This is a genomic window from Peribacillus sp. NPDC097295, assembly GCF_044761665.1.
Taxonomy (GTDB): domain Bacteria; phylum Bacillota; class Bacilli; order Bacillales; family DSM-1321; genus Peribacillus.
Map to the genome: position 1 here is coordinate 151,207 of NZ_JBIWCW010000001.1, position 25,417 is coordinate 176,623.

Genomic DNA, 25,417 nt, shown 5'->3' on the forward strand with positions numbered 1-25,417 from the left:
GTAGGTCCTCCTTTTTAAAATTAAATTTATGCTTCGTGATGATGGAATTGTTTTAAGAAACGAACATCGTTTGTATAGAAATGACGGATATCATCCACGCCGTATTTTAGCATCGCAATCCGTTCCACACCGATTCCAAAAGCGAATCCAGAGTATTTCTTAGAATCGAATCCTGCCATCTCAAGTACGTTCGGGTGAACGATTCCTCCACCAAGAACTTCGATCCATCCAGTTTGTTTACACACATTGCAGCCTTTGCCGCCACAGATTTTACATGAAATATCCACTTCGACTGATGGCTCCGTGAACGGGAAGAAACTTGGACGAAGGCGGATTTCCCGGTCTTGGCCGAATACTTTCTTGGCAAACACGTCAAGCGTGCCTTTCAGGTCGCTCATGCTGATGTTCTCATCGATGACCAAGCCTTCGATTTGCTGGAATTGGTGGGAGTGCGTTGCGTCATCGTTATCACGACGGTACACTTTACCTGGGCAAATGATCTTAACCGGTCCTTGGCCTTTATGTTTTTCCATCGTTCTGGCCTGCACCGGGGAAGTGTGGGTACGCATTAAAATCTCGTCTGTAATGTAGAACGAATCTTGCATATCACGTGCTGGGTGGCTTTTTGGCAAGTTCAATGCCTCAAAGTTGTAATAGTCCGTTTCGACTTCAGGACCTTCCGCCACTGTGTATCCCATACCGATGAATAGGTCTTCAATTTCTTCGACGACCCGTGTTAACGGATGAAGATTTCCTTTTTTGACCGCACGTCCTGGCAATGTAACATCAATCGTTTCTGTTGCAAGCTTCTGATTAACCGCCGCTGTTTCAAGAGCTACTTGCTTTTCCTCGATTTTCGAAGCGATCGCCCCACGGACATCATTAGCTAGCGCCCCAATTTTCGGACGTTCCTCGGCTGACAGTTTACCCATGCCACGCAATACCTCTGTAATCGGTCCTTTTTTCCCTAAATAAGCAACACGGACTTCATTCAGTTCTTTTAGTTCGGAAGCTGCGGCAACTTTTTGCAACGCTTCTTCCTGCAGTTCTAGTAAACGTTCCTGCATCATGTCTTCCTCCTTTATTTTTCCTTTTGTAAAAATGAACACAAAAAAACCCCACTCCCAAAAAGGGACGAGGTTTATGTATCGCGGTACCACCCTTATTAGTGCCATCAGCTAAAGCCTTAAGCACTCACTCATAAAAAATAACGGCTCTTCACCGGAACATTTTTCAGACAATCTGTCTTCCCAATGCCAACTCGAAAGGTGAATTCCCTTAAGCATTGCCATAAAAATGCTCTCAGTCACGGCATTTTTTCCCTGGTTATGGATGTCTTAAGTTACTACTCTTTGTCATTGTTGTTTTCATTATAAAATTCTGTTTCATTATATTATAAATTACCGGCCGTTTCAAATCGATTTTCTTAAATAATACATTAAAATACCGGCAGCGATCCCGACATTCAGTGATTCACTTTTCCCGTATATCGGAATATAAAGGTTTTTCGTCGTCTTCGCCAATAATTCCTTGGAAACCCCCTGCCCTTCGTTCCCGACGAGCAGCGCAAATTGAGAGGACTTTTCCACCTCTTCAAATGGCGAACCACCTTCTAGTGCCGTACCATAAATCGGTGTGCCCTTTTGCTTCAGTTCATCAATGATATCAGAAAGATTCCCTTTAACCACTGGCATATGAAACAGGCTTCCCTGCGTGGAACGGACCACTTTCGGATTGTACAGATCGGCACACCCTTCTCCTAGAATGACAGCATCGATTCCGGCTGCATCCGCAGTACGGATCATCGTGCCGATATTTCCAGGATCTTGCACCGCATCGATCAACAGTAGTTTGTCCGGATTGATAGAAGACATGCTCATGGTTTTCTGTTCACAGACAGCTGCAATCCCTTGTGGGCTCTCTGTATCACAAATCGTCTTCATGATGTCTGTTTTCACATAGATGACATCCGTGCCTTCGAGCGAAAAATGGGCCGGCATCTCCGTTTCTTCATTCACGATGACTTCCATGACGATTTCCGCCTTCAATGCTTCTTCCACAAGATGAAAGCCTTCCACTAAATATTTACCGGTTTTATCTCGTTCTTTTTTTGTCAATAATTTTTTCCACTGCTTCACTTGAGGGTTTTTTACAGACTCAATATATTTCAAGGTAAACGCTCCTTTAATATTTCACGCTAATTATCCTATTATAACGTAATTAGTATACATATTGAATGCCTGTTTGTGAAATGCTATTCGTGTGAGTCATTATGTGTTAGAGGAGGAAATTTTGTGAATTTAAATTTACGCAATGCCATTATTCAGAACGTATCCGGAAATACGCAAGAACAACTAGAGGACACGATAGTCGATGCAATTCAAAATGGCGAGGAGAAAATGCTGCCTGGCCTAGGTGTATTATTCGAGGTCATCTGGGAAAACTCAACAGAAGAGGAAAAGCAGGAAATGATTACGGCACTCGAATCTGGTTTAAAAAAATAACAGCCATCATCGGCTGTTATTTTTTTGGCTTATAAATGATCCGTGTTAATGCGGTTTTTGATATATTTATCGGTTAAATCAGGATTATCATCGCTATCTTGCGGCACATTTCCCTCAGGAGGCAAGGTAGTCCGATTTAGTGAATCGCCTGCATTCAAGGCCTTTTTGGTATCAGCGGAGAATGGATCGACGTGAGGATCACTTGCTATCGTCCCCTCATAATCCTTAGGGGTCGGTTTTTTATACTGCTCCGAGGAATTGGATTTGATTTCTTTATCTTGGTCCCGTTTCGTTCCTACCTCGGGGTCATCAAATATATTGGCAGAATTCCCATGAAGCTCTTCGTTCTTACCCGGCTGTGTATCTACCTCACTTGCTTGATAAGCATTTGCCGTCGTTTCCGGAAAAAGATTCGGGTCCGGATTATTCACGATACCGGTTTTAAGTGGGTTGTTCTCTTGGCCAATAACATGTTCTTCAGTTTCTACAGGAGTCTCGTCATCAAGAAGAATCAGGAACTTTCCAGCTTCGACTTCATTGATATAAGCAGTGGCTTCACTATCGGCAAGCCCGAGATTCCCTAAACGATTCCGGATATCGCTTGAACCTTCATTCAAGAAGAAATGCTTCACTTTTTCTACGAATGAATCATCGTCCTGGTTCGTGATAATATCGACGGCCTCATTCTGGCTATTGTTCACAAAAGCCACATCTTCTTTTTTATTCGCTATTACGGTGATTTTCTCACTGTCCCAGCCTTTTAAATGAAGCGACTGGATTTCTTTGTTTACTTCCGAACTAGAATCATATACACCATGCAATGTTTTTCCCATGAATTATTCCTCCCTTTATAACAGTACTATTTAATTTTGTTATACCCTAACCACCTAAAATTAAACAATACGGACTTTTTGAAAGCAGGAAAAAAAAACCATTCAACAAAACAAAAAAAGGACCTGCAGCAACAAAAAACTGCAGGCCCATTCTCTTGTTCTAATGGTTACTCTTATCGAATTTTTGATTGTTCATCAAGGGTATCCGTACTTTTCTTTTCTACAAATGGCTTTTCACCGGCGTCAGTATTAGGATAATCCTTATCCATCACTGTATACGTTTTATTGAAGGCGTAATCTTTATTCGTTTCACCTTCACTTTTTTTACGTGCAGGAGTACTATCATTTCTATCACGTAAAGTTTCACGGTCATTTTCATCAAATGTTGTTACCACATCATTTTTATCACGTACATTTAGGCTATCATTTTTTTCATGCACAATGGAAGGGTCACTACTATCAAGCTCGATATCTTCTTTTTTGAGCGTATCTTGCACTTGTTCTGTTTCTTCTACCACATGTTTCTTGATGACAATTTCATCCGTGACGACTGGTTTCTTTGTGACTTCCAATTTTTCCTCAACTACGGGAATACGTACAGTTTCCCCATCCTTAATAGTTCCTGCTTCTAGTCCACTTTCTTTTCCAGTAACAGGGTGACGTTCAATCGTTACTTCTTCACGTTCAACAGGCACGTTAATGGTTTTATGCTCTTCCTTCACTTCTTTACCAATGACCACTTCTCCAGCCTGGACTCTTTCTTTATCAATTTTCAGCTGTTCTTCACGTAGTCGGATCGTTTTTTCATCTTCCGTCGTTCCACGACCTCGTCCATTTAAGACTGTAGTGTCATTATCATTCAATCGAGCGCTTTTCTCTGTTCCGTTGAAAAGAGGATTTTTCGAGTTAGTTTCCAACGTTTCTCCTGTTGTAAGAGAGCCTTCCGTTCCCGCTTTGAATGAATCTCTTGGTGAAGTAAGATGACCTTTACCTTCTTTAACTAAAACCAACATCTTTCCACGTTCTACATCATACACATATTCAGCCGCTTCGCTATTGGAAAGTCCTGCGTCCGCTAGTCTTGTTGAAAGATTCGCATTCTCATCCGGCATGAAGAAGCGTGCCACCTTGTCCATGAAAGTATCTTCAGTTGTTACATTCGTAATTGTATGAACATCCGTTTCTCTTTGTCCATTTGTAAAGTCCAATGTTTCTTCCTTGTCTGCTACAACCGTTATATCTTCTCCTTCAAAGCCTTTCGCTTTCAGTGCATTGATTGCAGAAATCACGTCTGCATTAGATTCGTATACTCCATAAACTGTTTTATTCATATTAAATTCCTCCTTGTGCTTTATTATTTTGTTTGGTAGTTGCTATATTTAGAATGTACCCGCTTGGACGCTAACTAAACGAAGAAGGCCTATTACATTTATGTTATAACATTACGTTTCGTTCTCAAAAACGAATGCCTCCCTTCATAAATCCCGTAGCAACAGGGCGTTCCCGATTTATATAAATGTAATGTTTAAACTCGTCATTCAATTCTACTAGATGGCCGAGGACTCCCTTCATTCACTTTCTTCTATTAATATATGCGCCTCACTTCAAAAACTAGATGTAAAAACATAAAAACCCCTCCGACTGGGCGATGAACACCGAATCGGAGGGGTTGTTTCTTTATTAGGGTATCATCCAGGCAAGGATGCCATTTTGCAAGAAGGTTATGATACAAACGAGAAGTAATAGGAACAAGCTATGCTTGACCGTAAATCTCAGTAACTCTGATTCCCTGCCAGCTAAGCCGACAGCTGCACAGGCGATGGCAATTGACTGAGGGGAAATCATCTTGCCGGTTACACCACCGGAAGAATTCGCCGCAAGCGCCAGAACGGGCTCCATACCAATCTTTAAAGCGGTAACTTTTTGCAGACCACCAAATAATAGATTTGCAGAGGTATCCGATCCTGTTATGAATACACCTAACCAGCCCAGAACTGGCGCGAAAAACGGGAAGAGGTCTCCTGTTTTTGCTAGTGTCATTCCCAAAGTCGTCGACATCCCCGAAGAATTCGTCACGTAAGCGAAGGCCACAACGGAAGAAATCATCAAGATCGGCTTTGCTAATTCTTTCATCGCTTCGACAAAGGTATCCAAGAAATCTTTTGAAGACATGTGTACGATGAATTTTGTCACAATTGCAGCCAATAAAATAGCCGTTCCTGCTGCTCCTAGCAGTTCAATTTTATAAAAAGCGGCAATGGGTAGGCCCCCGCTTCCTATAATCTCATTATGCAGACCGGGCACTTCAATTTGGAAAGTTACTATTTTACCAATCTCATTGATTCCCTTCAAAAATGCATTAGTTCCTTCATAATGACCGGATAACGCCGGCTTTATTGGATTCATTCCCCAAATGGAAATGAAAAGCGTTAACAACAGGAATGGAGACCATGCATGGAATACCTGCCATTTCGTATACTTTTTTTCTGTCTCCCTAGAAGAAACAGATTCTTCAACAGCTGCTGCTGTTTCTTCGGACTTAAATCTAAAAATCGTTTTGGGCTTCCAGAATTTCAAAAAGATAGCCAAAGCAAACAAAGATACTAAAGCTGAAAGAATATCTGGAAGTTCCGGTCCAAGATAATTAGAACTTACGAATTGCGTAATTGCAAAAGATAGTCCGGAAACCACGATAGCGGGTAGCACTTCTAGCGTTCTTTTCCATCCTGACATAATCAAGATAAGGTACAGCGGTATGAAAGCAGAAAGGAACGGTAGCTGGCGACCGACCATTTTTGAGATTTCCATGGCCGCAATTCCCGTAGGTCCTTCCATCGCGATAATCGGGATTCCTACAGCACCGAAGGCGACTGGTGCCGTGTTGGCGATTAAACAGATCCCCGCTGCATATAGTGGATTAAATCCTAACCCCACTAAAAGAGCCGCGGAAATGGCAACGGGCGCTCCAAAACCGGCAGCCCCTTCTAAAAAGGCGCCGAATGAAAAGGCAACCAATAAAGCCTGAAGCCTACGATCTTCTGTAAGAGAAAGAACCGAAGAACGGATAATATTAAATTGTCCACTTTTCACGGTCATCTTGTACAAGAAAACGGATGTAATAATAATCCATCCTATAGGCAACAGTCCATAGACGGCCCCCTGTGAAGCAGACATCACGACCTTCCCTACAGGCATGCCATAAGCGAGAATGGCAACTGCAAAGGCCACAAGCAATGTTGTCAAACCAGCCATGTACCCTTTCATCCGCTTGATGGTCAGGGCCCAGAAAAAGTAAAGAATTGGAATAAGAGCTACAAGAGATGATAATACCAGGTTGTCAATAATCGGTGTAAAATTTTGCGTCCATGCCATTTGTTTCGACTCCATTCACCATATTTTTTTAACTTTCAGATATTTCAATTCATTGAAAACCCTTTCATAACTTCGTTTTTGTAGTCATCAGATGACTTGATGTTTATTAATATAAGGTAAATGATTAGAAATGGAAAATCAAGGCTTTTTTATTTTCCACCGTTTTCCTTATCTGGAGATAATAATGTCAAAATGTGTTATATAATTATAGATAACTAGAGAAAATTGAGGTGTTTGTTACTTGGCCTACAAAAGAATCAAACCAAAGAAAATTTATGAAGAAGTCAGTGATGAACTTTATGAAATGATTCGTTCCGGCACATTAAAACCGGGTGATCAATTGGATTCCATTCAGCAGCTTGCGGAGAATTTCCAGGTCGGGCGCCCGGCTGTTCGTGAAGCATTAAGCGCCCTCAGCTCAATGGGACTCATTGAAATCAAACAGGGCGAGGGAACATTCGTGAAAACATTCGATCCGAGCATCATGAACTACCCCTTAACCACGGCTCTATTAATGGATAAGGAGAACATTAAGCATTTGCTCGAAGTCCGAAAAATCCTGGAGTCTGGTACCGCTGAATTAGCCGCAAAAAGACGGTCAAAAGAAGATTTGGTTGAAATTGAGGCGAAGCTTTCGGATATGCTAAAAGTAGCCGACAATGAAGAAATGAGTGATAAAGCGGATATAGCCTTTCACGTAGCCATAGCGAATGCTTCTAAAAACGAATTGCTCATTACCTTAATGAGTCAGGTGTCTGACATGATGACGGAAAAGATGCGTGACTTCCGTCGACTAGCACTCTATTCGGAAGAAATGTCACTTAAACAGCTTCATCAGCAACATACACGAATCTACGAGGCCATCTTCAATAGGGATGAAGCTTGTGCCCGCCATGCCATGCTTTTACATTTACAGAATGTTGATGAGTCCTTCGTTACGTTCATTCTTCATACCACGGAAGGAATGTAAGATTCCGACATTTTTTGGAGAATAACCTATACAAGATATAAATGATTTGATATATTATTCTGAAAACGATTCCAAAATTTTAGAGAAAATGGTAGGTTCTACAAACCATTTTCTTTTTCTGCTTTAATCATCAGATGACCCGTTAACCTGTTCGAAAAAGGAGGATAATATTTTGAAAGTGACTCTATTTGCCACATGTTTAGTGGATTTATTTCAATCTAACGTTGGAAAGGCAACGGTGGAACTGCTTGAAAGGCTAGGTTGCGAGATTGACTTTCCAGAATCACAGATTTGCTGTGGGCAACCGGCCTATAACAGTGGCTATACGAAAGCTTCTAAAGAAGCGATGAAAAAAATGATCCAAACATTCGAGGATGCTCAATATATCGTCACCCCTTCCGGCTCTTGTGCCGCCATGTTTAAAGAATATCCCGTCCTTTTTAAGGGTGATCCGATCTGGGAAAAGAAAGCTGTTGCATTAGCGGAAAAAACGTATGAATTGACTCAATTCATCGTAGACGTTTTAAAGGTGACGGATGTGGGTGCCAAACTTGAAGGCAAAGCGACCTATCACACGTCCTGCCATATGACTCGGCTGCTCAAGGTGAAAGAGGCTCCTGCCCTTCTATTGAGCCATGTTAAGGGACTTGAAATGACCCCGCTTCCGGATGCCCAGAACTGCTGCGGATTCGGTGGAACGTTTTCTGTCAAGATGGGTGATATTTCTGGACAGATGGTTGAGGAAAAAGCCTGTAACGTGGAAGATACCGGTGCGGATTTTCTTATCGGTGGGGACGCAGGATGCTTAATGAATATCGGTGGCCGTATCCAGCGTAAGGGTCAGCCCATCAAGGTTTTACATATTGCTGAAGTATTAAATAGTATTTAAAAAACCGAGGAGGCAAAACGATGTCTATGAAAACCAGTTCCGCAAAGTTTAAAGACCGGGTGGATGAAGGAATACAGAACGACTTTATGCGGTTGGCAGTATCGAGTGCCCAAGAACGATTACATGGACGCCGGCTAACGGCCGTAGATGAATTAGGGAACTGGGAGGAATGGCGCTCACTCGGTGAAGAAATTCGCCAGCATGTCCTCAGTAACCTTGATTTCTATTTGCATCAACTTGCCGAAAATGTATCCAAAAGGGGCGGTCATGTCTTTTTTGCGGAAACGGCCGAAGAAGCCAGCGGATATGTTAAGGACGTCATCGAAAAAAAGAATGCCAAGAAAGTCGTGAAGTCCAAGTCCATGGTCACGGAAGAAATCAATTTGAACGCCACTCTTGAATCAGCTGGAGTCGATGTCATCGAAACGGACCTCGGTGAATATATCCTGCAGCTTGATGATAACGATCCTCCTTCCCATATCGTGGCACCCGCGCTTCATAAGAATAAAGAACAAATTAGAGATGTCTTTAAAGAAAAGCTTGCCTATATGAAAACCGAAAAGCCGGAAGAGCTAACGGACCATGTACGTGGAATTTTGCGGAAAGAGTTCCTGAGTGCCGATATCGGAATCACCGGCTGTAACTTTGCGATCGCGGAAACGGGCTCCATCGGTTTGGTGACAAACGAAGGTAATGCAGATTTAGTGACGGCCCTTCCCAAAACTCAAATTACCGTAATGGGAATGGAAAGGCTCGTACCGACGTTCGATGAGTTTGAAATCCTAGTCAGTTTGTTGACCAGGAGCGCAGTCGGTCAAAGGTTGACCAGTTATATTACCGCATTAACCGGTCCAAGGGATGAAGGGGATATTGACGGGCCAGAGGAATTTCACCTTGTCATCGTCGATAATGGACGTTCGAAGATTTTAGGGACTGAATTCCAATCGGTACTTCAATGCATCCGCTGTGCAGCATGTATCAATGTCTGTCCAGTCTATCGCCAGGTTGGCGGTCATTCCTATGGTTCGATCTATCCCGGTCCAATCGGGGCGGTACTTTCCCCTCTTCTTGGCGGGTATGAAGATTATAAGGAACTGCCTTATGCCTCAACGCTTTGTGCAGCCTGCACTGATGCCTGCCCTGTAAAAATCCCGCTTCATGATCTGTTAAGGAAACATCGTGAAGTCATTGTTGAAAAAGAAAAAATGGCTCCTTTTTCTGAAAAAATGGCCATGAAGGCATTCGGAATTGGCGCTGCTTCTCCAATGCTTTATAAATTCGGATCAAAAATGGCTCCTTCCGCCATGTCCCCTTTCAAAACGGGGGATATTATATCAAAAGGACCAGGGCCGCTTAAATCCTGGACGGAAAGCCGCGAATTTCCTGCTCCAAATAAAGAAAGTTTCCGAGACTGGTTCAAGAACCGCGACAAAGGAGGGCAATCATCATGACAGGAACCATCCAAAACGAGGATACTTTTTTAGCGAAGATAGCCAAGAATTTAGGTAGGGACCCCATTACGGAAGGCATATCCCGTCCCGTCTGGAAACATGCTCCACAGATGGAAGTCCTAAAAAATGCGACACAAGATGAGCTTGTCGAGGAATTACGCGAACAGAGCACACGGGTTCATACGAAGGTTCACCTTACCGATTCAAGTCAGGTTGCACATGTTTTGCAACAGGTCATTGAAGAACTTGGACATGGACCTGTCATCATACCGAAAGATCAAAGATTCATAGACTATCAACTAATGGATGTGTTGAACGATAACGGCGTCCTTATCTGGGATCATCAAATTGGAAGAGAAAATATTGAACGGGCTGAACGGGCCAACATCGGCATCACTTTCAGTGAAATCACGCTTGCCGAATCTGCCACGGTCGTTCTATATAGCGACAAGGATCATGGCCGGTCCATTAGCTTCTTGCCTGCCTGCCATGTTTCCATCATTCCAAAGAGCAGCATCGTTCCGCGGATGACCCAAGCAGCTAAGGCCCTGAGGTCCAAAGTTGAGCAAGGAGAACTCGTTCCTTCTTGCATTAATTTCATTACAGGGCCAAGCAACTCCGCTGATATCGAAATGGATCTGGTCGTAGGTGTGCATGGCCCGATTAAAGCCGTCTATATTATCGTGAACGATAAATAAGAATCAAAATAAATGGAGAGCTCCTTCATCTGGAAGCTCTCCATTTATTTTGACTATTCGTAGATGATCCGGTCCACCGCTTCTCGGTCGAGACGCTTGATGACTTCAACTATGAGCTTGACGGCATTCTCATAATCATCACGGTGTAACATAGCAGCATGGGAATGAATATAGCGCGTCGCAATCGTAATGGCTAATGCTGGTACACCATTTGCTGTTAAGTGAATGGAGCCGGCATCCGTCCCACCGCCTGGAATCGATTCATATTGATAAGGAATATTCATTTCGTCAGCCGTGTTGGTAACGAAATCACGTAATCCCTTATGAGCCACCATCGACGCATCATAAATGACGATTTGCGGGCCATTCCCCATTTTACTCATCGCTTCTTTATCGCTCACGCCAGGCGTATCCCCTGCAATGCCTACATCAACGGCAAAGCCGATATCCGGCTGTATCTTGAATGTCGATGTCTTAGAGCCCCGAAGGCCGACTTCTTCTTGGACCGCTCCGATTCCATACACTACGTTCGGGTGTTCGCTATCTTTCAATTGCTTCAAAACATCAATCGCGATGGCGCAACCAATTCGGTTGTCCCAAGCCTTCGCAAGGAGCATCTTATCATTATTCATGACGGTGAACTCGAAATACGGCACCACCATGTCTCCTGGCTTAATACCCCACCCCTGTGCTTCTTCCTTACTGGTCGCTCCGATATCAATGAACATATCCTTTATCTCAACCGGCTTCTTCCTCGCTTCAGCCGTTAAGATATGCGGCGGTTTTGACCCGATGACTCCTGTCACATCACCTTTGCCCGTCACGATCGTCACGCGCTGTGCAAGCATGACCTGTGACCACCATCCGCCTACCGGCTGGAAATATAAAAATCCTTTATCGTCAATTCGTGTAATCATGAAACCGACCTCATCCAAATGGCCCGTCACGACAATCTTCGGCCCATTTTCCTCACCGGTTTTCTTAGCAATCAAACTACCCAATCCATCCATGGAAATTTCATCCGCATATGGAGCTATGTATTCAGTCATGACCTTTCTTACTTCACTTTCATTCCCGGCAATCCCTTTGGCATCCGTTAAGTCTTTCAGCATCTTAAGCGTTTCATCTAATTGAACCATTCCCATTCCTCCTCCTTCTTGCACTCTAATTGCACTCTAATCTTCATTATATAAAATATGGTTTAAATTAACAATCAATAGTCATTTTTCTGTCGTTCGTAATTCACTTCATTCTTTTTGACATACGCTGCTTCAACATCCTTCGCAGAAAATCCAAGCATTTCCCCTAAGCGCAGGTATTCGGTAAATACCGCTTGAAATGCCGGCTCCGTTAAATGTAAACGAAACTCATTGATGGATCCATAGATCTTTATAAATTGCGCAGTTACATCCTCCCCTATCGGATGGGGAGCTGATTCCACTTTGGGCATAAACCCTTTTTCAATGCCAAGAGACAGAATAAAATGTATGCCGTCCACATATTCGGCTAAAATCGTATCCTTATCCGAAGGGCCTTTAAGACTCCAAAATTTAAAACATCTTGTTTCATTCGCCAGTTCGCCAAGTTCTACAAGAAGAGCAAGGATCTTCCTCTCTACCAGATCTTCACTATGTAAATCATGTTTCTTTTCGATATGTTCATCCAAACCGGCCTGCATATCCATCAATTTTTTTATGTTCATTTTCATCACTACTTTCTTCATTCATTCCTAAATTATATCAAATAAATGAAACTTATTAAAAACCCATACGTAAAAGAAAGAAATCACTCTGTTTGAGGAGGAAACACCATGGTATTAATACTACGGCTCTTTCTTTTGACTCTTATCATCTTTTTCATATACACGACGATCAAATATTTACTAAATCCGAAACGAAAATTAGAACTGGCACACGAACAGAAAAAGTACTTTCTGCTCGATGATACATCAAATATCCGCAAGAATTTTTTATTGACCTACAACGGGGTGATGTTTGAAGGGGAAAAATATTTAGGCACGACCGAACGTTCTTTTGAGGTGATCTCCATTTTCATCTGGCCGAAGAAAACTTCCGCTTTGAAAGGCTTAAAGCGTGATGATTTCTTAAAGATTGAAAGAGCCATAAAAAAACAATATCCAGATGCCATGATTGACTGGAAAAGTCCGGTGAAGGAGTTTTTGACCGACTAAAATGGCAATGGCCTTGAGTGATGACTCCACTCAAGGCTTTTATTTTTCATGCGATTGGAAAAATTCTTTCCATGGTACGACCGTCTGCTTTTCCCTTAATAAATAAAGCAATAAGGTAAGCGATAATAAAATGATGATGATGAGTGTCGGGCTGAAATCCGCAATATAATGGCCGAAAACCGTATAGACGAAAGCAACGGGGATATTTGTCATGAAGGATAAATAAAAGTAGTTCTTTAATCCTTTATTGGATTCCAAAAGACAGAGGGATAATAAATAGTAATGGATGAACGGAATGAGCCGCAATACCGCAATTTGACGGCTGTTAAGTTTCCGATTTCCGAATAGCTTATTTTTAAGGCGAAACAGTTTTTCCTGCATTTTAGGAAACTTTTCGATGACGAAATAAAAAATCATATTCGCAAGGGTCAGACCGATGATGGAGTAGATGGTTCCAAAAGCTGCCCCGAATAAAATGCCCCCTGATATGCAAACGACTATCACAGGTATGAATAAAAACTGTCGTAACAAATGGAAAGTGATGAAGATTAATGGTGCAAACACACTGCCGGATTGAACGTAACCCATTAAAAGTGTCAGTTTTTCATCCATGTTCTCCCTCCAGCTAATTCTTGCTGCTTCTACAAGCATATACGCAATTTCAGTAACATATGACTAACGAATGATGTTGGTGAATAATAGCACAATCTGGATAACCATTAAAGCAGGTAGCCCCCATTTAAAAGTGAAGTGCTTCGTTTTATGGCGGAAATGACGCATCCCCATGAATGCTCCCGTTCCCCCGCCCAGGATGGCCCAGGTCCAGAGTGTCTTTTCGCTGATCCGGTATTCCCCCTTACGTGCCTTCTTCTTATCGATGCCCATCAGCACAAACCCGATGATGTTGACCATGATGAAATAGGCAAGAACGAACCATATCGCTTCCATCTTCTTTCCCTCCTTACATATAAAAAGCCGCCCTCTTAAAAAAGAGAGCGGCTTATATCAGTCAGACTTATTTGTCTAATTGTTGTTTAGCAGCAGTTGCTAATTGAGCAAAAGCTTGTTCGTCAGCTACAGCAAGATCAGCAAGCATCTTACGGTTCACTTCGATACCAGCTAGCTTTAAGCCATGCATTAAACGGCTATAAGATAGTCCGTTGATGCGAGCAGCTGCGTTGATACGAGTGATCCAAAGTTTGCGGAAATCACGTTTTTTCTGACGACGGTCACGGAAAGCATAGTTTCCTGACTTCATTACTTGTTGGTTAGCTACTTTGAAAAGAATATGTTTCGAGCCATAGTAACCTTTAGCTAATTTTATAACCTTTTTACGACGTTTGCGAGTAACAGTACCGCCTTTTACACGTGGCATGTTATTTCCCTCCTATTTAACTCGATAAATCGAACTTATTTAATGTTATCTAACATATGACGAATACGTTTGAAGTCACCTTTGCTTACAAGGCTAGCTTTGCGAAGCTTACGCTTTTGCTTAGTAGATTTGTTAGCAAATAAATGGCTTGTGTAAGCGTTAGAACGCTTAAGTTTACCGGATCCAGTTTTTTTGAAACGTTTAGCTGAACCGCGGTGAGTTTTCATTTTAGGCATAAGGTATTCCTCCTCATTACAAAATACTTAATAATTACTTTTCGGCTTTTGGTGCTAAAATAATGAACATGCTGCGTCCATCCATTTTTGGATGTTGCTCGATTGTAGCCACTTCTTTACATGCATCCGCAAAACGAACCAATACGCGTTGACCGATTTCCTTATGCGTGATAGCACGACCTTTGAATCGGATAGAAGCTTTTACTTTATCGCCTTTTTCAAGGAATTTGATTCCGTTGCGAAGTTTCGTATTGAAATCATGTTCTTCAATCGTCGGGCTCAAACGAACCTCTTTCAGACTGATGACCTTTTGATTCTTACGAGCTTCCTTGTCTTTCTTTTGCTGCTCGAAGCGGTGTTTTCCGTAGTCCATAATCCGGGCTACCGGAGGCTTTGCATTTGCAGCAACTAAAACTAGATCAAGATTTACACGAGCGGCTATTTCCATTGCCTCGAATTTCGTTTTAATTCCAAGTTGTTCTCCGTTTTGGTCAATAAGACGAACTTCACGGGCTCGGATGCCCTCGTTTACCATCGCGTCTTTACTAATAGTTAGCCACCTCCAAAGATATTGGCGAATACGAACGTTTGAATCAATTAGGTCACGCTCACAACTCGCTTACAGGATATAATAAAATAAAAAAAGTGTGGATGCATGCAGCACCCACACTGATAGACTAATTTAGAAAGATCCAAATAATCAAATCATGACCTGTTAACTGCATTGCTTGCGTCAACCAGGTGAGAAGCGGGTGCCTCTTCTTTCCTCAAACCGTATTCAATTCACTTTAGAAATATATCATAAACACTGATGACTTGTCAAATACTTAATTCGTTTTAATTCGTTCGTTTTTCACAACAGAGTTAATCTTATCAAACATTAGGAGATTTGACAATACATTTTTTAAAAGTATTTTCAATAAATACTATTCCCACGAGAACGACCATTAAAAATATCTGGGATTGCCTCTTCGGAATGAACATTCCCTAACGTGGATTGGATGTCAGGTTCGTTCTTTCGCCTTCTTCTTTTTCTCGATTGCATCCCATGAAAATAGCGCTATCCAAAATAACAGAACTGGAAAAATCGCATATTGCCGGTAATCATCGAACATCAGTAAAATGATGACTAACAGAAAGGCCGGTCCAAACAAAAAGGAAAATTTCTTCTTCATGTTGCCACTCCTTATTCTTATGTGTCAGATCGTTATATATATATATCATGCCTTAATTAAAAGGGAGACACAACTATATGTGCCTCCCTTTTTTTGTTAACGACTTACTTCTGCTTTAATCGCTGAAACGAAATCTTCGAAAGAAACCGTTTCTGATTTTTGTTCGCCGTATTTACGGACGTTCACACTGCCTTCGTTGACTTCATTATCTCCAACGACAAGCATGTAAGGGATTTTCTGCATTTGTGCTTCACGGATTTTGTATCCGATTTTCTCATCACGAGTGTCCAAATTAACACGGATGCCTGCTGCCTTCAATTTATCTTGGATTTCTTTTGCATATTCAAGATGCACTTCAGGTGAGACAGGAATCACTTGTGCTTGAATCGGAGCCAACCAAGTAGGGAATGCTCCTTTGTATTCTTCGATCAAGTAAGCGACAAATCGTTCCATTGTGGAAACTACACCACGGTGGATAACGACCGGACGATGATGTTTGCCATCTTCACCGACATAGTTTAAGTCGAAACGTTCAGGAAGCAAGAAATCAAGCTGAACAGTGGATAACGTTTCATCTTTCCCTAAAGCCGTACGCACTTGAACATCCAGTTTCGGACCATAAAATGCCGCTTCGTCTTCCGCTTCAAAGTAATCAAGGCCAAGCTCGTCCATAGCACCTTTTAACATGCTTTGCGCTTTTTCCCACATTGCATCATCATCGAAGTATTTTTCAGTATTGTTTGGATCACGGTAAGATAAACGGAATGAATAATCCTTGATATCGAAATCTTTATAAACTTCCAAAATCAGATTCACGACACGTTTTAATTCGTCTTTGATTTGATCCGGACGGACGAATATGTGTGCATCATTCAAAGTCATGCCGCGTACACGTTGCAGACCAGACAATGCCCCTGACATTTCATAACGGTGCATCATGCCAAGTTCAGCAATCCTAATTGGAAGTTCACGGTAACTGTGAATGCTGTTTTTATATACCATCATATGGTGAGGACAGTTCATCGGACGAAGAACAAGCTGTTCATTATCCATGTCCATCGCCGGGAACATCCCGTCTTGATAATGATCCCAGTGTCCGGATGTTTTATAAAGATCTACGCTACCCATTACTGGTGTATACACGTGGTCATACCCTAGACGTTCTTCCTTGTCCACAATATAACGCTCAATCGTACGACGGATTGTTGCACCCTTTGGCAACCACATAGGCAAACCTTGGCCGACTTTTTGCGAAGTCATGAACAGGTCCAATTCTTTACCGATTTTACGGTGATCACGCTCTTTTGCTTCTTCCAAGAAACGTAGATGATCAGCCAGGTCTTCTTTTTTGAAGAAAGCCGTACCATAAATACGTTGTAGCATTTTGTTCTTGCTGTCGCCTCTCCAATATGCGCCTGCAATGCTTAACAGCTTGAATTCCTTAATCTTACCAGTGGATGGTACATGAATGCCTCGGCAAAGGTCAAAAAACTCGCCTTGTTCATAAATGGTTACTTGTTGCTCAGCTGGAATCGCATCGATCAATTCCAATTTATATTCGTCACCAATCTCTTTGAAACGTGAAATGGCTTCATCACGGCTTACTTCGATACGTGAAATCTCCAGGTTTTCATTGACGATTTTCTTCATTTCTTTTTCAATCGCAGAAAGGTCATCAGGAGTCAACGATTCCTCCAGGTCGATGTCGTAATAAAAGCCGCCTTCGATGACTGGACCGACACCGAATTTAGCATTTTTATAAAGGCGTTTGATTGCTTGTGCCATTAAATGTGCGGTACTGTGGCGAAGGACCTCAAGCGCTTCCGCAGCATCTTGAGTAACGATTTCGATCGTACCGTCTTCTTCGATTGGACGTTTCAAATCATATAGTTCACCATTGAATTTACCTGCAATGGATTTCTTTCTTAGTCCTGGGCTGATGGATGCAGCGATGTCTTCAGTTGTTGTGCCTTTAGCAAACTCCTTAACCGCTCCATCAGGAAAAGATATTTTCAGTTGTTCTGACATTGTAGTTTCACTCCTTCTTTTTTAAAAACCATCCATATCAAGCATTAAGAGGGACTCAGGCAAATGAATGGATTAAAACACAAAAAAGCCCGCCCCTGTATAAAACAGGGACGAGCTTAGTAATTATCATTAACCCGCGGTTCCACCCTCGTTCCATTCTGCTTTTCACGGCAAAATGACACTTGTAACTTGGTAACGGCAGCTTCCCGTCAGTTCATAATCGCAAAAATGCTTTCCGAACCGAAGTTTAAAGGTGGTAAGTGTTCCATGCTAATAGGAAGCTTACAGCCTAATGGCTTCCCTCTCTGAAAATTGGCAACTAGAATACCCGTGTCCTCATCATAACTTTTGTTTTAATAGTATGTAGGAAATTATAATTCGTTATGCATTGAAAATCAAGGTTAAATTTAAGTTTTACCCATTATTCCCAAAAAATCATTCAGTCGCCTGCCGAAATGCCGAAAGTGGCAGGACCGTTGCCCTTTCTTCGAAGATTCGTGTCATCGTTTGTATCAGACCCTCTTCCTTGTTATCGGTATAGATATATAAGCTAGTCGGAGCGATTGACAGAAGCGGTGCCAAAATGACCGTGTCGAGAAAGAATGAACTATCGGCTAACAATTTCCTGTCAATCATGCTAGTGAGTTTTCGGCGATCAAGCCGACCAAGCTCATGATCATAGAACTGAACACCATCACGATAGACAAGGTGAAGCCTTGATAATTTCGATTCCTGTTCATGTAGGCGATCCCGCAGCATCGCAATGAAATTTTGATAATCCTGTTCGAGCTTGTATTCATCAATAGCAAGACCCGCATACTTTTCCAATGCATGTCGAAAAGACCTTAACCGAAAGGTAGTAAAAGAATCAAATGAAAAGGAAACCTTTCCTGCCACTATACTCTTAAGACCATCTTTGATCGATTGCTTTTCCTTACAAAATAAATCACCCCTACCTTTGGAGTTATCCCCATCGATGATGGATAAAGCAATTTCGATTATCGCATCGATTTCTTCTTGTTCTCTGTAGAAAAATTTGCTGATGATGATTTGTTTAAGAACAGGAAGCGTTTTTTCTTCAATCAAAAAGGAATGGAATACTTCACTAAGCAGCGTCAGCCATTTCTCATCTTCTAACTCGGTCATATCAACAAGGAGACCTTGTTGTGGGAACAATTCAATATATGGTTCAAATTCTGCCCCGAAAGGATGGACAGAAATGAGTTTCAAAAGTTTTAAAGCTTCCGAATCATTTTGAAACGATATTTGCACTACGACATCCCCCCTTCCCCCTTGCTTTACTTTTTTCATGTATATGGGAATAAAGGCTTTTTTAGAAGTAGGATGCGGGCAATGAGCAAAAAAAAGCGGCCTCTTTTTAGAGACCACTTTTCCTTATCTTCTGCGATTCATTCCATCAAGCCTGACGGGCTCTGCCAAATATTGAATTCTTTCCAATACCCTCGCTGCTTTCACTTCTTCCTTCTCCCCACGTTGGGAATAGGTCAAGTGGTTCTCAAGACCTTTCAAATCGAAGTTAGATGTAAAGAACGTCGGTAAGTTTTCTAGCATTCTAAATTGGAGGATCGGACCTAAGACTTCATCGCGTCCCCAACTAGTCATCGATTCTGCTCCAATATCATCGAGCATGAGCACGGGCGCCGTTTTGACCATCTCTATCTTTTCATTGACGGTATTATCACCAATCGAACCCTTAAGCTCCCGCAGATAATCAGGTACATAGACGATCATCGAGGATATTTGCCTTTGCGCGAGTTCATTGGCAATCGCACCCAATAAATACGTTTTACCAACGCCAAATTTCCCGTAAATATACAAACCCTTTTGCCGTTTACCAGGCTCATATTCCATGATGAACGACATCGCTTTGCCTAAAACGCCTAGTCGTTTATTTTCATCGTCTGTATGTGAGAAATCATCAATGGTCGCTTTCAAAATGTCCTTAGGAACATAAAGACTGCGGATGAGTTTTTCCCGTTTCCGCTTTTCATCCTCCGCCAATTTCCTTGGACAGATCTCATAATTCAAATTAAGAGCCTTCCCTTGAACAACCAGCTTTGGATAATACCCATGCATCATATTGATGCATCCATCCAAGCTTGGACATTTATCACACTTGTTGCTTTGAGAAATAAATTCATAAAGCTTCCCTAAATTCTTATCAATCATTTCTTCTGTGACTGTTGAGCTATTGGCATTCAAAAACAGACGCACCTGTTCATTTTCGAATATCTCCTGCTTCAACTGTTCATAGCGCTGCTGAAAGTCACCCGTATTGGCCAGCTTACTAAGCGATTTATTAATCTTTTCCATCGTTCATTTCACCTCCAGCTTTCCACTGCTTCCATTTCTCTTGTAGCTCACGTTTTTGTTCATTCAGTTCAGGTTGCTCTGCTTCCTGTTCTTGTTTATCTTCATTCTGCTCAAGCCAGTCCGGAATCACTTCTTCTCTTATCGATTTTTTCCGGCCACCTTTTGCAACATTTTTACTTCCTTGTGCCCACTCTTGATATTTCCGGTGTTCATTTTTGGCTAGTTCCATCGCTTCTATGACAGTAGAGACCTTCAAGCGAGCCCAATGACCAGCCAGTTTTTCCACATAACCCTTCGTGAATTTCATGTCTGTTTTAAGCATAACGTATTCAATTAAAACATTCACCACTCCAGGATTCAGCTTTTGATTGATCATCACACCCTCGACCACTTTTAAATCACCGCCTGTCGGCTCCGCTCCTCCGGATAACTGCATGAGTCGATCTCGTGGTGAAGTAGTCTCCAAATGCCGTATCAACTCTTGCTCCTGAGTTTTAGGTTCCTCTTTTTGCGTACGTTCCCGTATTGGCTGTACACGATTAACCAAGGAAGGCATATCGGCCTGGCGTTCAATTTGGTACCAGTCCCTTGCCGCTTTTCGCAGTAACTCCTCATCAATCTCATCGTCCAACGTTACTGCATCCATCACTAGTTTTTGCATCTCAAGTGGGTTGATCCCGTATAGAAAGGCAAGTTTGGCAATCGTATTTTTTATTTTGGGCGTAAAAGCCTTTTTGGGCACAATGGAGTTCTTCATGCCTGCGAACATCAGGTCAAAGTCAAACAGCCCGTCGAACCCAGATGGCTCAACTCCGTCAAATTGGTCGACGAATCGCTGTTCAGGCAATGGATTCCATTCGTTTTTCGCTTCATCCGTCACATACAATGAATCTAGATGGTCCGATGAAAACACCTCAGCGAAGGATTTGGTCGCATGTTCAAATTCATCTGTTGCGATAGTGTCCACACAAAAGAATCTTTTTAGCCGATTGAACTGGACCTTGCCAATCTTTTTATATAAGTATATATTCAGCATTCCATCAGTGAAAAACTGCCGGGGTGTTAAAGGTGGATTTAGTTCATAAATGAATTCCTTTGTATCCCCTTTTGATTTCTTATACACATTCAGTAATCCGATTCCTTCAAGCAAAAGCCTTGCTTCGTAGATATCGCTTAATTTAAGGCCGATCGTATTCATTAATTGATAATGTGAGGAAGCCTCCGACCAAAGCCGATTCTCTTCCATCTCACTCCATAACGTCATGTATAGGCTAATACAGATCGGTCCTATAAGAGGCTGGTACAGTCGTGTCAGTATTTTCCGATCATAATCATGAAGCAGCCCCGCAGAGGAAACCAAATATGAATCCGCGGGGAGCAGTTCCTGCCAATGCATGGACATCTTCCTTCAAACCTTTCAAAAGATATAGTTAAAAAAGAGCCAAAGTAAATCTTCAGCTCTACTTTCTTTCTTTATTTATTAAATCTTTCAATTCATCGATAAAAACATTTATATCTTTAAATTGTCGGTATACGGAGGCAAATCTCACATAGGCAACTTCATCAACTTCAGCCAGTTGGTCCATCACCATTTCACCGACACTGTCACTTTTCACTTCCGAAATTCCTTGATTGCGCAGTTCCTTTTCAACATAACTTGTGATTTGCTCTAGTTCCTTTAAGGGAACAGGACGTTTTTCACAAGCCCTGATGAGTCCGCGCAGGATTTTGTCACGGCTGAACTCTTCCCGTGTTCCACCCTTTTTCACGACGATCAGCGGTGTTTCCTCGACCTTTTCAAATGTCGTGAATCGAAAACTGCATGCCTCGCATTCTCGTCGACGTCGAATCGATTTACTTTCGTCGACCGGCCTGGAATCGAGCACCCTAGTTCCATTATATTGACATGATGGACATTTCATCATTACCAGCTCCGTATTTTAAGTGATACTCCTAATCAAACTTACCTAAGGAATACTATTTAATCTTAATCTTATATAAAAGGGACAACCAGTACAAGTAAAAAGTAAAACTTCCAGTAGCAAGCATGTTTCACTTCCCCCGTAATGTCCGCTAGTTGAGCTTCACATACGGGAAGAAAAACCATTCCATTGCATCAAAAAAGAGATGCATCTATGGCATCTCTGTTAATTCGTTATTATAGTACGCTCATTTTGGTTTTTTTCATTTGTACGGGACCAAGTCCACGTGGAAGTTCGATGTTTTCTCGCGTTTGTGCATTCAAAGCCTCTGCAATATAATCAGCAGCGATATTTGGATCTAAGTTGCCACACGTATAGACGTCAATGCTGGCATACCCATGTTCTGGAAAGCTATGAATGGTTAGATGTGATTCAGAAATGATGACCACCCCGCTCACTCCTTGTGGAGCAAACTTATGGAACGCCACTTCGCGTACCTCAGCACCCGATTTCAGTGCAGCATCCACGAAGATTCTTTCAATTAAATCAATATTGTTCAGTTTTTCAAAGTCACAACCCCATAGTTCGGAAATGACATGTCTACCCATAGTTTCCATTGTGTAAGCTGATTCCATATTATGTTTCCCCCTTAACCGTGATTAAAAATTCAAAATCCTTAATAACTACCACGGGGGAAAGTTAGTCCAAAGAGGTCCTAACCCTTTAAGTAGCCATTATGCAAACTCTCTTTATTAAGAAGTTCACGATTTATAGTATATAATGTATGGTTTTCTTTTGCAACTGCATTTAGCATTTTTGGTAAATTAATCATTAATTGTTAGTGAGATATCCTATTCACTCATACTTTTATCCCTTATCAGGACACCAAAGCTATGTTCTGGATTAGTCTAATCCTCCCAAAAAAAACAGCCCGTCAAAGGTAACGGGCCCTGAAACTTTTTCTATTTCGCTGACATCTGAACTTCTGATACCTTACTCAACTCAGAAGCCACTAATTTGACAAGATCGACTACACGGTTGGAATATCCCCACTCATTATCATACCAAGCAAGAATTTTCACTTTTCTATCACCAATCATCATGGTCGACAGGCCGTCGATGATCGCAGAGTGCGGATTAGTTTTAAAATCACTTGAAACAAGCGGTTCTGTTGTATATTCCATAATTCCTTTTAGTTCATTTTCTGATGCGTCAATGAAAGCCTGATTCACTTCATCAATAGTTACATCACGGTTTAAGTCCACAACAAGATCGACTAAAGAAACATTCGGCGTTGGTACACGAATGGCCATACCATGAAGTTTACCTTTTAATTGAGGCAACACCAACGAAAGAGCCTTAGCCGCACCTGTAGTCGTAGGAATGATGCTTTCAGCAGCAGCGCGAGCACGTCTTAAATCTTTATGCGGGTTATCAATGTTATTCTGATCATTCGTATAAGAATGAATGGTCGTCATCAAGCCGTTGTCTATACCAAATTTTTGCTCGAGCACTTTCGCAACCGGTCCAAGGCAATTAGTCGTACAAGATGCGTTCGAAATAACAAAATGCTTGTCGATTTCTAGCGCTTCCTGATTAACGCCCATCACAATGGTAACGTCTTCATTTTTACCCGGCGCGGAAAGAATGACCCTTTTTGCTCCTGCTTCTAAATGCATGGCTGCTTTAGATCGATCATTGAATTTGCCCGTGGCTTCAATTACAATATCTATATCCATCTCTTTCCAAGGCAATAACTTTGGATCGCGATTATTAATCAGTTGTACGCGTCGCCCATTCACGACAAGAGAATCATCTTCGGCAATGATTATACCGTCAAACTTCCCATGAATGGTATCATACTTCAATAAATGAGCTAATGTTTCAGCGGGATAGCTTGCATTAATGGCAACGATGTCCAGACTTTCATCCAATATTGCCTTACGGAAAACCATTCTTCCAATTCTTCCAAATCCGTTAATCGCTATTCTTGAATTCATTTATCGGACCCTCCTGAGTATATTAAAGTTATACTTATTACCCTTCATATGTAATTAGTATAACACATTTAACTCTAAATGTGTTAACAAAAAAAGCGGATTTGTTCTTTTTTCAGAAAAAAAAGGAAAAACCCTTAAAGAGTTCCTCCTTTTCCTATTATATTTTATAAGATGTTCCATTTCTTAAGTACTTCTTCAACCTGCTTTTTCGTTTCTTCTATATCCCCATTATTATCGACAATGGCATCCGCGAGTGCTTTTTTGTCCTTCAGAGGCATTTGCGAACGGATCCTTGCTAATGCATCCGATTTGGTTAATACATTCCGATTCATTAACCGCTCCAATTGAACCGATTCGTCTACATATATCAAGAGTGTTTTTTCCACCATAAACGTCAGCTTGCTTTCGAACAGGAGCGGAATGTCCATAAATACGGTTTCTACTCCTGTTGCAAGGGCCTTTTCCGTCTCCACTCGCATCCAATTCCTCACAGCAGGATGTACGATACTATTTAAAAGCAGTCTTTTTTCTTGATCATGAAATATAATCGAGCCTAATTTTGTCCGGTCAATACTACCATCAGGACATAAAAGATCTTCACCGAAAGCCTTCACCACTTGTAGATAGGCATCTTCACCAGGTTCCACGACAGCACGAGAAGCCACATCCGCGTCCACTACCTGGAAACCCAATTCCTTTATATATTGGCTGACACTACTTTTCCCACTGGCAATTCCTCCAGTGATTCCAATGATTTGTCCCATAAGCTCCCCCTTTAACCCGTCTATTTATAATTTGAATAAGCCAATTAAAATCAGTAATAGGCCTGGAAGAAAGGTCAAATGCTGCACAATTCTATTATTAGAAAGTAATTTTCCGAATTGAAGTCCGCTCCCGATAAAAATGAAGCTCATCACGGCTATGCAGAGTGCAAGAATGATTGGGGAGATCCCCATCATGGCCGCCCCCACCCCGGCACCGAATGCATCGAGTGACAAGGCAAATCCGAGCACAAGCGCCTCGATTCCAGTAATTGTACCTGATTTATCAAAATCGGCATTCAATGGTTTTTGTAAAATATTGATAGCCACGCCTAGCGATTTAATTTCAAAGTTAAAGATGATCTTTTCATGATATCGCTCGTCATTCGTTTCTTTTTCAGGCTTAAAATATTGGTACACCATCCAGGAGCCTAAAAGAACGAGAATAATGCCCCCTGTTTTTTCAGCCGCCCCGACAGAGATAAGCTGACTGATGAATTCACCGATGACCATCGCCATCCCTAAACTCATTGCCGAACAGACAGATACCACTGCAATTGATTTCAAGGGTATTTTCATCTTTCGCATACCAAAAGTCATACCTACACCAAAACCGTCAATACTCACTGCAAAAGCAAGGAAAATGATTTGTAGCCACATCGGAATGATTGCTCCTTC

At 41.8% G+C, this 25,417-nt stretch carries 28 protein-coding genes and 2 other annotated features; of the genes, 6 read left to right on the plus strand and 22 right to left on the minus strand.

The window, feature by feature from the left end; translation table 11 throughout:
* Positions 1-26: 26 nt before the first annotated feature.
* Together pheS and ACIQXN_RS00725 are read right to left on the minus strand one after the other, a co-directional pair.
* Positions 27-1,067 carry a phenylalanine--tRNA ligase subunit alpha gene (pheS, locus tag ACIQXN_RS00720; protein WP_402960730.1) on the minus strand — a complete coding sequence of 347 codons (1,041 nt, stop codon included), beginning with the start codon at positions 1,065-1,067 and terminating at the stop codon, positions 27-29.
* A 60-nt stretch (positions 1,068-1,127) separates the two neighbouring features.
* Positions 1,128-1,368 (minus strand) — a binding site (T-box leader).
* A gap of 44 nt (positions 1,369-1,412) precedes the next feature.
* Positions 1,413-2,171 carry a TrmH family RNA methyltransferase gene (locus ACIQXN_RS00725; RefSeq protein WP_402960732.1) on the minus strand — a complete coding sequence of 253 codons (759 nt, stop codon included), beginning with the start codon at positions 2,169-2,171 and terminating at the stop codon, positions 1,413-1,415.
* 123 nt (positions 2,172-2,294) lie between these two features.
* Here ACIQXN_RS00725 and sspI point away from each other — a divergent pair, with 123 nt between their 5' ends.
* On the plus strand, positions 2,295-2,504 hold the full coding sequence (sspI, locus tag ACIQXN_RS00730; protein WP_402960734.1) for a small acid-soluble spore protein SspI: 210 nt from the start codon (positions 2,295-2,297) through the stop codon (positions 2,502-2,504).
* A gap of 29 nt (positions 2,505-2,533) precedes the next feature.
* Here the strand turns inward: sspI and ACIQXN_RS00735 are convergent, their stop codons facing one another.
* The 3 genes from ACIQXN_RS00735 to ACIQXN_RS00745 all read right to left on the minus strand — a co-directional run bounded on the left by ACIQXN_RS00735 (position 2,534) and on the right by ACIQXN_RS00745 (position 6,709).
* Complete coding sequence (locus ACIQXN_RS00735) at positions 2,534-3,337, minus strand: general stress protein (RefSeq protein ID WP_402960736.1); 804 nt, start codon at positions 3,335-3,337, stop codon at positions 2,534-2,536.
* Between the two features lie 173 nt (positions 3,338-3,510).
* Entirely contained in the window at positions 3,511-4,668 is a 1,158-nt protein-coding gene (locus ACIQXN_RS00740) for a YsnF/AvaK domain-containing protein (RefSeq protein ID WP_402960738.1), read from the minus strand.
* A 349-nt stretch (positions 4,669-5,017) separates the two neighbouring features.
* The gene (locus ACIQXN_RS00745) at positions 5,018-6,709 is read right to left on the minus strand and encodes an L-lactate permease (protein ID WP_402960741.1); all 1,692 of its coding nucleotides are present in this window, start codon (positions 6,707-6,709) and stop codon (positions 5,018-5,020) included.
* Between the two features lie 241 nt (positions 6,710-6,950).
* Between ACIQXN_RS00745 and ACIQXN_RS00750 the strand changes: the two genes are divergently transcribed.
* The 4 genes from ACIQXN_RS00750 to ACIQXN_RS00765 all read left to right on the plus strand — a co-directional run bounded on the left by ACIQXN_RS00750 (position 6,951) and on the right by ACIQXN_RS00765 (position 10,717).
* On the plus strand, positions 6,951-7,679 hold the full coding sequence (locus ACIQXN_RS00750) for a FadR/GntR family transcriptional regulator (protein WP_402960744.1): 729 nt from the start codon (positions 6,951-6,953) through the stop codon (positions 7,677-7,679).
* A 172-nt stretch (positions 7,680-7,851) separates the two neighbouring features.
* On the plus strand, positions 7,852-8,568 hold the full coding sequence (locus ACIQXN_RS00755) for a (Fe-S)-binding protein (protein WP_402960746.1): 717 nt from the start codon (positions 7,852-7,854) through the stop codon (positions 8,566-8,568).
* A gap of 20 nt (positions 8,569-8,588) precedes the next feature.
* Complete coding sequence (locus ACIQXN_RS00760) at positions 8,589-10,019, plus strand: LutB/LldF family L-lactate oxidation iron-sulfur protein (protein ID WP_402960748.1); 1,431 nt, start codon at positions 8,589-8,591, stop codon at positions 10,017-10,019.
* Complete coding sequence (locus ACIQXN_RS00765; protein ID WP_402961700.1) at positions 10,013-10,717, plus strand: LutC/YkgG family protein; 705 nt, start codon at positions 10,013-10,015, stop codon at positions 10,715-10,717. Before ACIQXN_RS00760 ends, ACIQXN_RS00765 begins: the two co-directional genes overlap by 7 nt.
* Positions 10,718-10,770: 53 nt before the next feature.
* On the opposite strand, the gene ACIQXN_RS00770 is transcribed toward ACIQXN_RS00765, so the two are convergent.
* Both ACIQXN_RS00770 and ACIQXN_RS00775 read right to left on the minus strand, forming a co-directional pair.
* Positions 10,771-11,856, minus strand: a complete 1,086-nt coding sequence (locus ACIQXN_RS00770) for a M42 family metallopeptidase (protein WP_402960750.1) — start codon at positions 11,854-11,856, stop codon at positions 10,771-10,773.
* Between the two features lie 74 nt (positions 11,857-11,930).
* Positions 11,931-12,419: a dUTP diphosphatase gene (locus ACIQXN_RS00775; RefSeq protein WP_402960752.1), complete on the minus strand. Its 489-nt coding sequence runs from the start codon at positions 12,417-12,419 to the stop codon at positions 11,931-11,933.
* 108 nt (positions 12,420-12,527) lie between these two features.
* Here ACIQXN_RS00775 and ACIQXN_RS00780 point away from each other — a divergent pair, with 108 nt between their 5' ends.
* Complete coding sequence (locus tag ACIQXN_RS00780; RefSeq protein WP_402960754.1) at positions 12,528-12,908, plus strand: sigma-w pathway protein ysdB; 381 nt, start codon at positions 12,528-12,530, stop codon at positions 12,906-12,908.
* A gap of 39 nt (positions 12,909-12,947) precedes the next feature.
* On the opposite strand, the gene ACIQXN_RS00785 is transcribed toward ACIQXN_RS00780, so the two are convergent.
* From ACIQXN_RS00785 to ytaF, 15 genes are all read right to left on the minus strand, one after another.
* Positions 12,948-13,520: a TVP38/TMEM64 family protein gene (locus tag ACIQXN_RS00785; RefSeq protein ID WP_402874448.1), complete on the minus strand. Its 573-nt coding sequence runs from the start codon at positions 13,518-13,520 to the stop codon at positions 12,948-12,950.
* Positions 13,521-13,583: 63 nt separating this feature from the next.
* Positions 13,584-13,856: a DUF1294 domain-containing protein gene (locus ACIQXN_RS00790; RefSeq protein ID WP_402960756.1), complete on the minus strand. Its 273-nt coding sequence runs from the start codon at positions 13,854-13,856 to the stop codon at positions 13,584-13,586.
* 67 nt (positions 13,857-13,923) lie between these two features.
* Positions 13,924-14,283 (minus strand): 50S ribosomal protein L20, encoded by a 360-nt coding sequence (gene rplT, locus ACIQXN_RS00795; RefSeq protein ID WP_402874442.1) that lies wholly within the window; start codon positions 14,281-14,283, stop codon positions 13,924-13,926.
* 35 nt (positions 14,284-14,318) lie between these two features.
* Complete coding sequence (gene rpmI / locus ACIQXN_RS00800) at positions 14,319-14,519, minus strand: 50S ribosomal protein L35 (protein ID WP_034309070.1); 201 nt, start codon at positions 14,517-14,519, stop codon at positions 14,319-14,321.
* Between the two features lie 34 nt (positions 14,520-14,553).
* Complete coding sequence (gene infC, locus ACIQXN_RS00805; RefSeq protein ID WP_402874439.1) at positions 14,554-15,054, minus strand: translation initiation factor IF-3; 501 nt, start codon at positions 15,052-15,054, stop codon at positions 14,554-14,556.
* Between the two features lie 98 nt (positions 15,055-15,152).
* Positions 15,153-15,289 (minus strand) — a sequence feature (ribosomal protein L20 leader region).
* A gap of 234 nt (positions 15,290-15,523) precedes the next feature.
* The gene (locus ACIQXN_RS00810) at positions 15,524-15,694 is read right to left on the minus strand and encodes a hypothetical protein (RefSeq protein WP_402960758.1); all 171 of its coding nucleotides are present in this window, start codon (positions 15,692-15,694) and stop codon (positions 15,524-15,526) included.
* A gap of 96 nt (positions 15,695-15,790) precedes the next feature.
* The gene (gene thrS / locus ACIQXN_RS00815; protein WP_402960760.1) at positions 15,791-17,722 is read right to left on the minus strand and encodes a threonine--tRNA ligase; all 1,932 of its coding nucleotides are present in this window, start codon (positions 17,720-17,722) and stop codon (positions 15,791-15,793) included.
* Between the two features lie 435 nt (positions 17,723-18,157).
* The gene (gene ytxC, locus ACIQXN_RS00820) at positions 18,158-18,994 is read right to left on the minus strand and encodes a sporulation protein YtxC (protein ID WP_402960762.1); all 837 of its coding nucleotides are present in this window, start codon (positions 18,992-18,994) and stop codon (positions 18,158-18,160) included.
* Between the two features lie 123 nt (positions 18,995-19,117).
* Complete coding sequence (gene dnaI, locus ACIQXN_RS00825) at positions 19,118-20,056, minus strand: primosomal protein DnaI (RefSeq protein WP_402960764.1); 939 nt, start codon at positions 20,054-20,056, stop codon at positions 19,118-19,120.
* Positions 20,043-21,452 carry a replication initiation and membrane attachment family protein gene (locus ACIQXN_RS00830; protein WP_402960766.1) on the minus strand — a complete coding sequence of 470 codons (1,410 nt, stop codon included), beginning with the start codon at positions 21,450-21,452 and terminating at the stop codon, positions 20,043-20,045. The genes dnaI and ACIQXN_RS00830 overlap by 14 nt, the downstream gene beginning before the upstream one ends.
* Positions 21,453-21,516: 64 nt before the next feature.
* On the minus strand, positions 21,517-21,978 hold the full coding sequence (gene nrdR / locus ACIQXN_RS00835) for a transcriptional regulator NrdR (protein ID WP_402960768.1): 462 nt from the start codon (positions 21,976-21,978) through the stop codon (positions 21,517-21,519).
* Between the two features lie 236 nt (positions 21,979-22,214).
* A complete protein-coding gene (speD, locus tag ACIQXN_RS00840) occupies positions 22,215-22,595 on the minus strand; it encodes an adenosylmethionine decarboxylase (protein ID WP_402961702.1) in 381 nt (126 codons plus the stop codon).
* A gap of 345 nt (positions 22,596-22,940) precedes the next feature.
* A complete protein-coding gene (locus ACIQXN_RS00845) occupies positions 22,941-23,978 on the minus strand; it encodes a glyceraldehyde-3-phosphate dehydrogenase (RefSeq protein ID WP_402960771.1) in 1,038 nt (345 codons plus the stop codon).
* A gap of 164 nt (positions 23,979-24,142) precedes the next feature.
* Positions 24,143-24,742 (minus strand): dephospho-CoA kinase, encoded by a 600-nt coding sequence (coaE, locus tag ACIQXN_RS00850; protein WP_402960773.1) that lies wholly within the window; start codon positions 24,740-24,742, stop codon positions 24,143-24,145.
* A 24-nt stretch (positions 24,743-24,766) separates the two neighbouring features.
* Positions 24,767-25,399 (minus strand): sporulation membrane protein YtaF, encoded by a 633-nt coding sequence (ytaF, locus tag ACIQXN_RS00855; RefSeq protein WP_402960775.1) that lies wholly within the window; start codon positions 25,397-25,399, stop codon positions 24,767-24,769.
* Between the last annotated feature and the right edge of the window lie 18 nt (positions 25,400-25,417).

Coding starts and splice junctions, on each gene's coding strand:
- ACIQXN_RS00785 (WP_402874448.1), bottom strand. CDS start 13,520: ATGGATGAAAAACTGACACTTTTAATGGGTTACGTTCAATCCGGCAGT.
- ytaF (WP_402960775.1), bottom strand. CDS start 25,399: ATGTGGCTACAAATCATTTTCCTTGCTTTTGCAGTGAGTATTGACGGT.
- ACIQXN_RS00830 (WP_402960766.1), bottom strand. CDS start 21,452: ATGCATTGGCAGGAACTGCTCCCCGCGGATTCATATTTGGTTTCCTCT.
- rpmI (WP_034309070.1), bottom strand. CDS start 14,519: ATGCCTAAAATGAAAACTCACCGCGGTTCAGCTAAACGTTTCAAAAAA.
- thrS (WP_402960760.1), bottom strand. CDS start 17,722: ATGTCAGAACAACTGAAAATATCTTTTCCTGATGGAGCGGTTAAGGAG.
- ACIQXN_RS00845 (WP_402960771.1), bottom strand. CDS start 23,978: ATGAATTCAAGAATAGCGATTAACGGATTTGGAAGAATTGGAAGAATG.
- ACIQXN_RS00740 (WP_402960738.1), bottom strand. CDS start 4,668: ATGAATAAAACAGTTTATGGAGTATACGAATCTAATGCAGACGTGATT.
- ACIQXN_RS00810 (WP_402960758.1), bottom strand. CDS start 15,694: ATGAAGAAGAAATTTTCCTTTTTGTTTGGACCGGCCTTTCTGTTAGTC.
- coaE (WP_402960773.1), bottom strand. CDS start 24,742: ATGGGACAAATCATTGGAATCACTGGAGGAATTGCCAGTGGGAAAAGT.
- ACIQXN_RS00780 (WP_402960754.1), top strand. CDS start 12,528: ATGGTATTAATACTACGGCTCTTTCTTTTGACTCTTATCATCTTTTTC.
- ACIQXN_RS00790 (WP_402960756.1), bottom strand. CDS start 13,856: ATGGAAGCGATATGGTTCGTTCTTGCCTATTTCATCATGGTCAACATC.
- ACIQXN_RS00735 (WP_402960736.1), bottom strand. CDS start 3,337: ATGGGAAAAACATTGCATGGTGTATATGATTCTAGTTCGGAAGTAAAC.
- rplT (WP_402874442.1), bottom strand. CDS start 14,283: ATGCCACGTGTAAAAGGCGGTACTGTTACTCGCAAACGTCGTAAAAAG.
- ACIQXN_RS00760 (WP_402960748.1), top strand. CDS start 8,589: ATGTCTATGAAAACCAGTTCCGCAAAGTTTAAAGACCGGGTGGATGAA.
- ACIQXN_RS00770 (WP_402960750.1), bottom strand. CDS start 11,856: ATGGTTCAATTAGATGAAACGCTTAAGATGCTGAAAGACTTAACGGAT.
- speD (WP_402961702.1), bottom strand. CDS start 22,595: ATGGAAACTATGGGTAGACATGTCATTTCCGAACTATGGGGTTGTGAC.
- pheS (WP_402960730.1), bottom strand. CDS start 1,067: ATGCAGGAACGTTTACTAGAACTGCAGGAAGAAGCGTTGCAAAAAGTT.
- ACIQXN_RS00775 (WP_402960752.1), bottom strand. CDS start 12,419: ATGAACATAAAAAAATTGATGGATATGCAGGCCGGTTTGGATGAACAT.
- ACIQXN_RS00745 (WP_402960741.1), bottom strand. CDS start 6,709: ATGGCATGGACGCAAAATTTTACACCGATTATTGACAACCTGGTATTA.
- dnaI (WP_402960764.1), bottom strand. CDS start 20,056: ATGGAAAAGATTAATAAATCGCTTAGTAAGCTGGCCAATACGGGTGAC.
- infC (WP_402874439.1), bottom strand. CDS start 15,054: ATGGTAAACGAGGGCATCCGAGCCCGTGAAGTTCGTCTTATTGACCAA.
- nrdR (WP_402960768.1), bottom strand. CDS start 21,978: ATGAAATGTCCATCATGTCAATATAATGGAACTAGGGTGCTCGATTCC.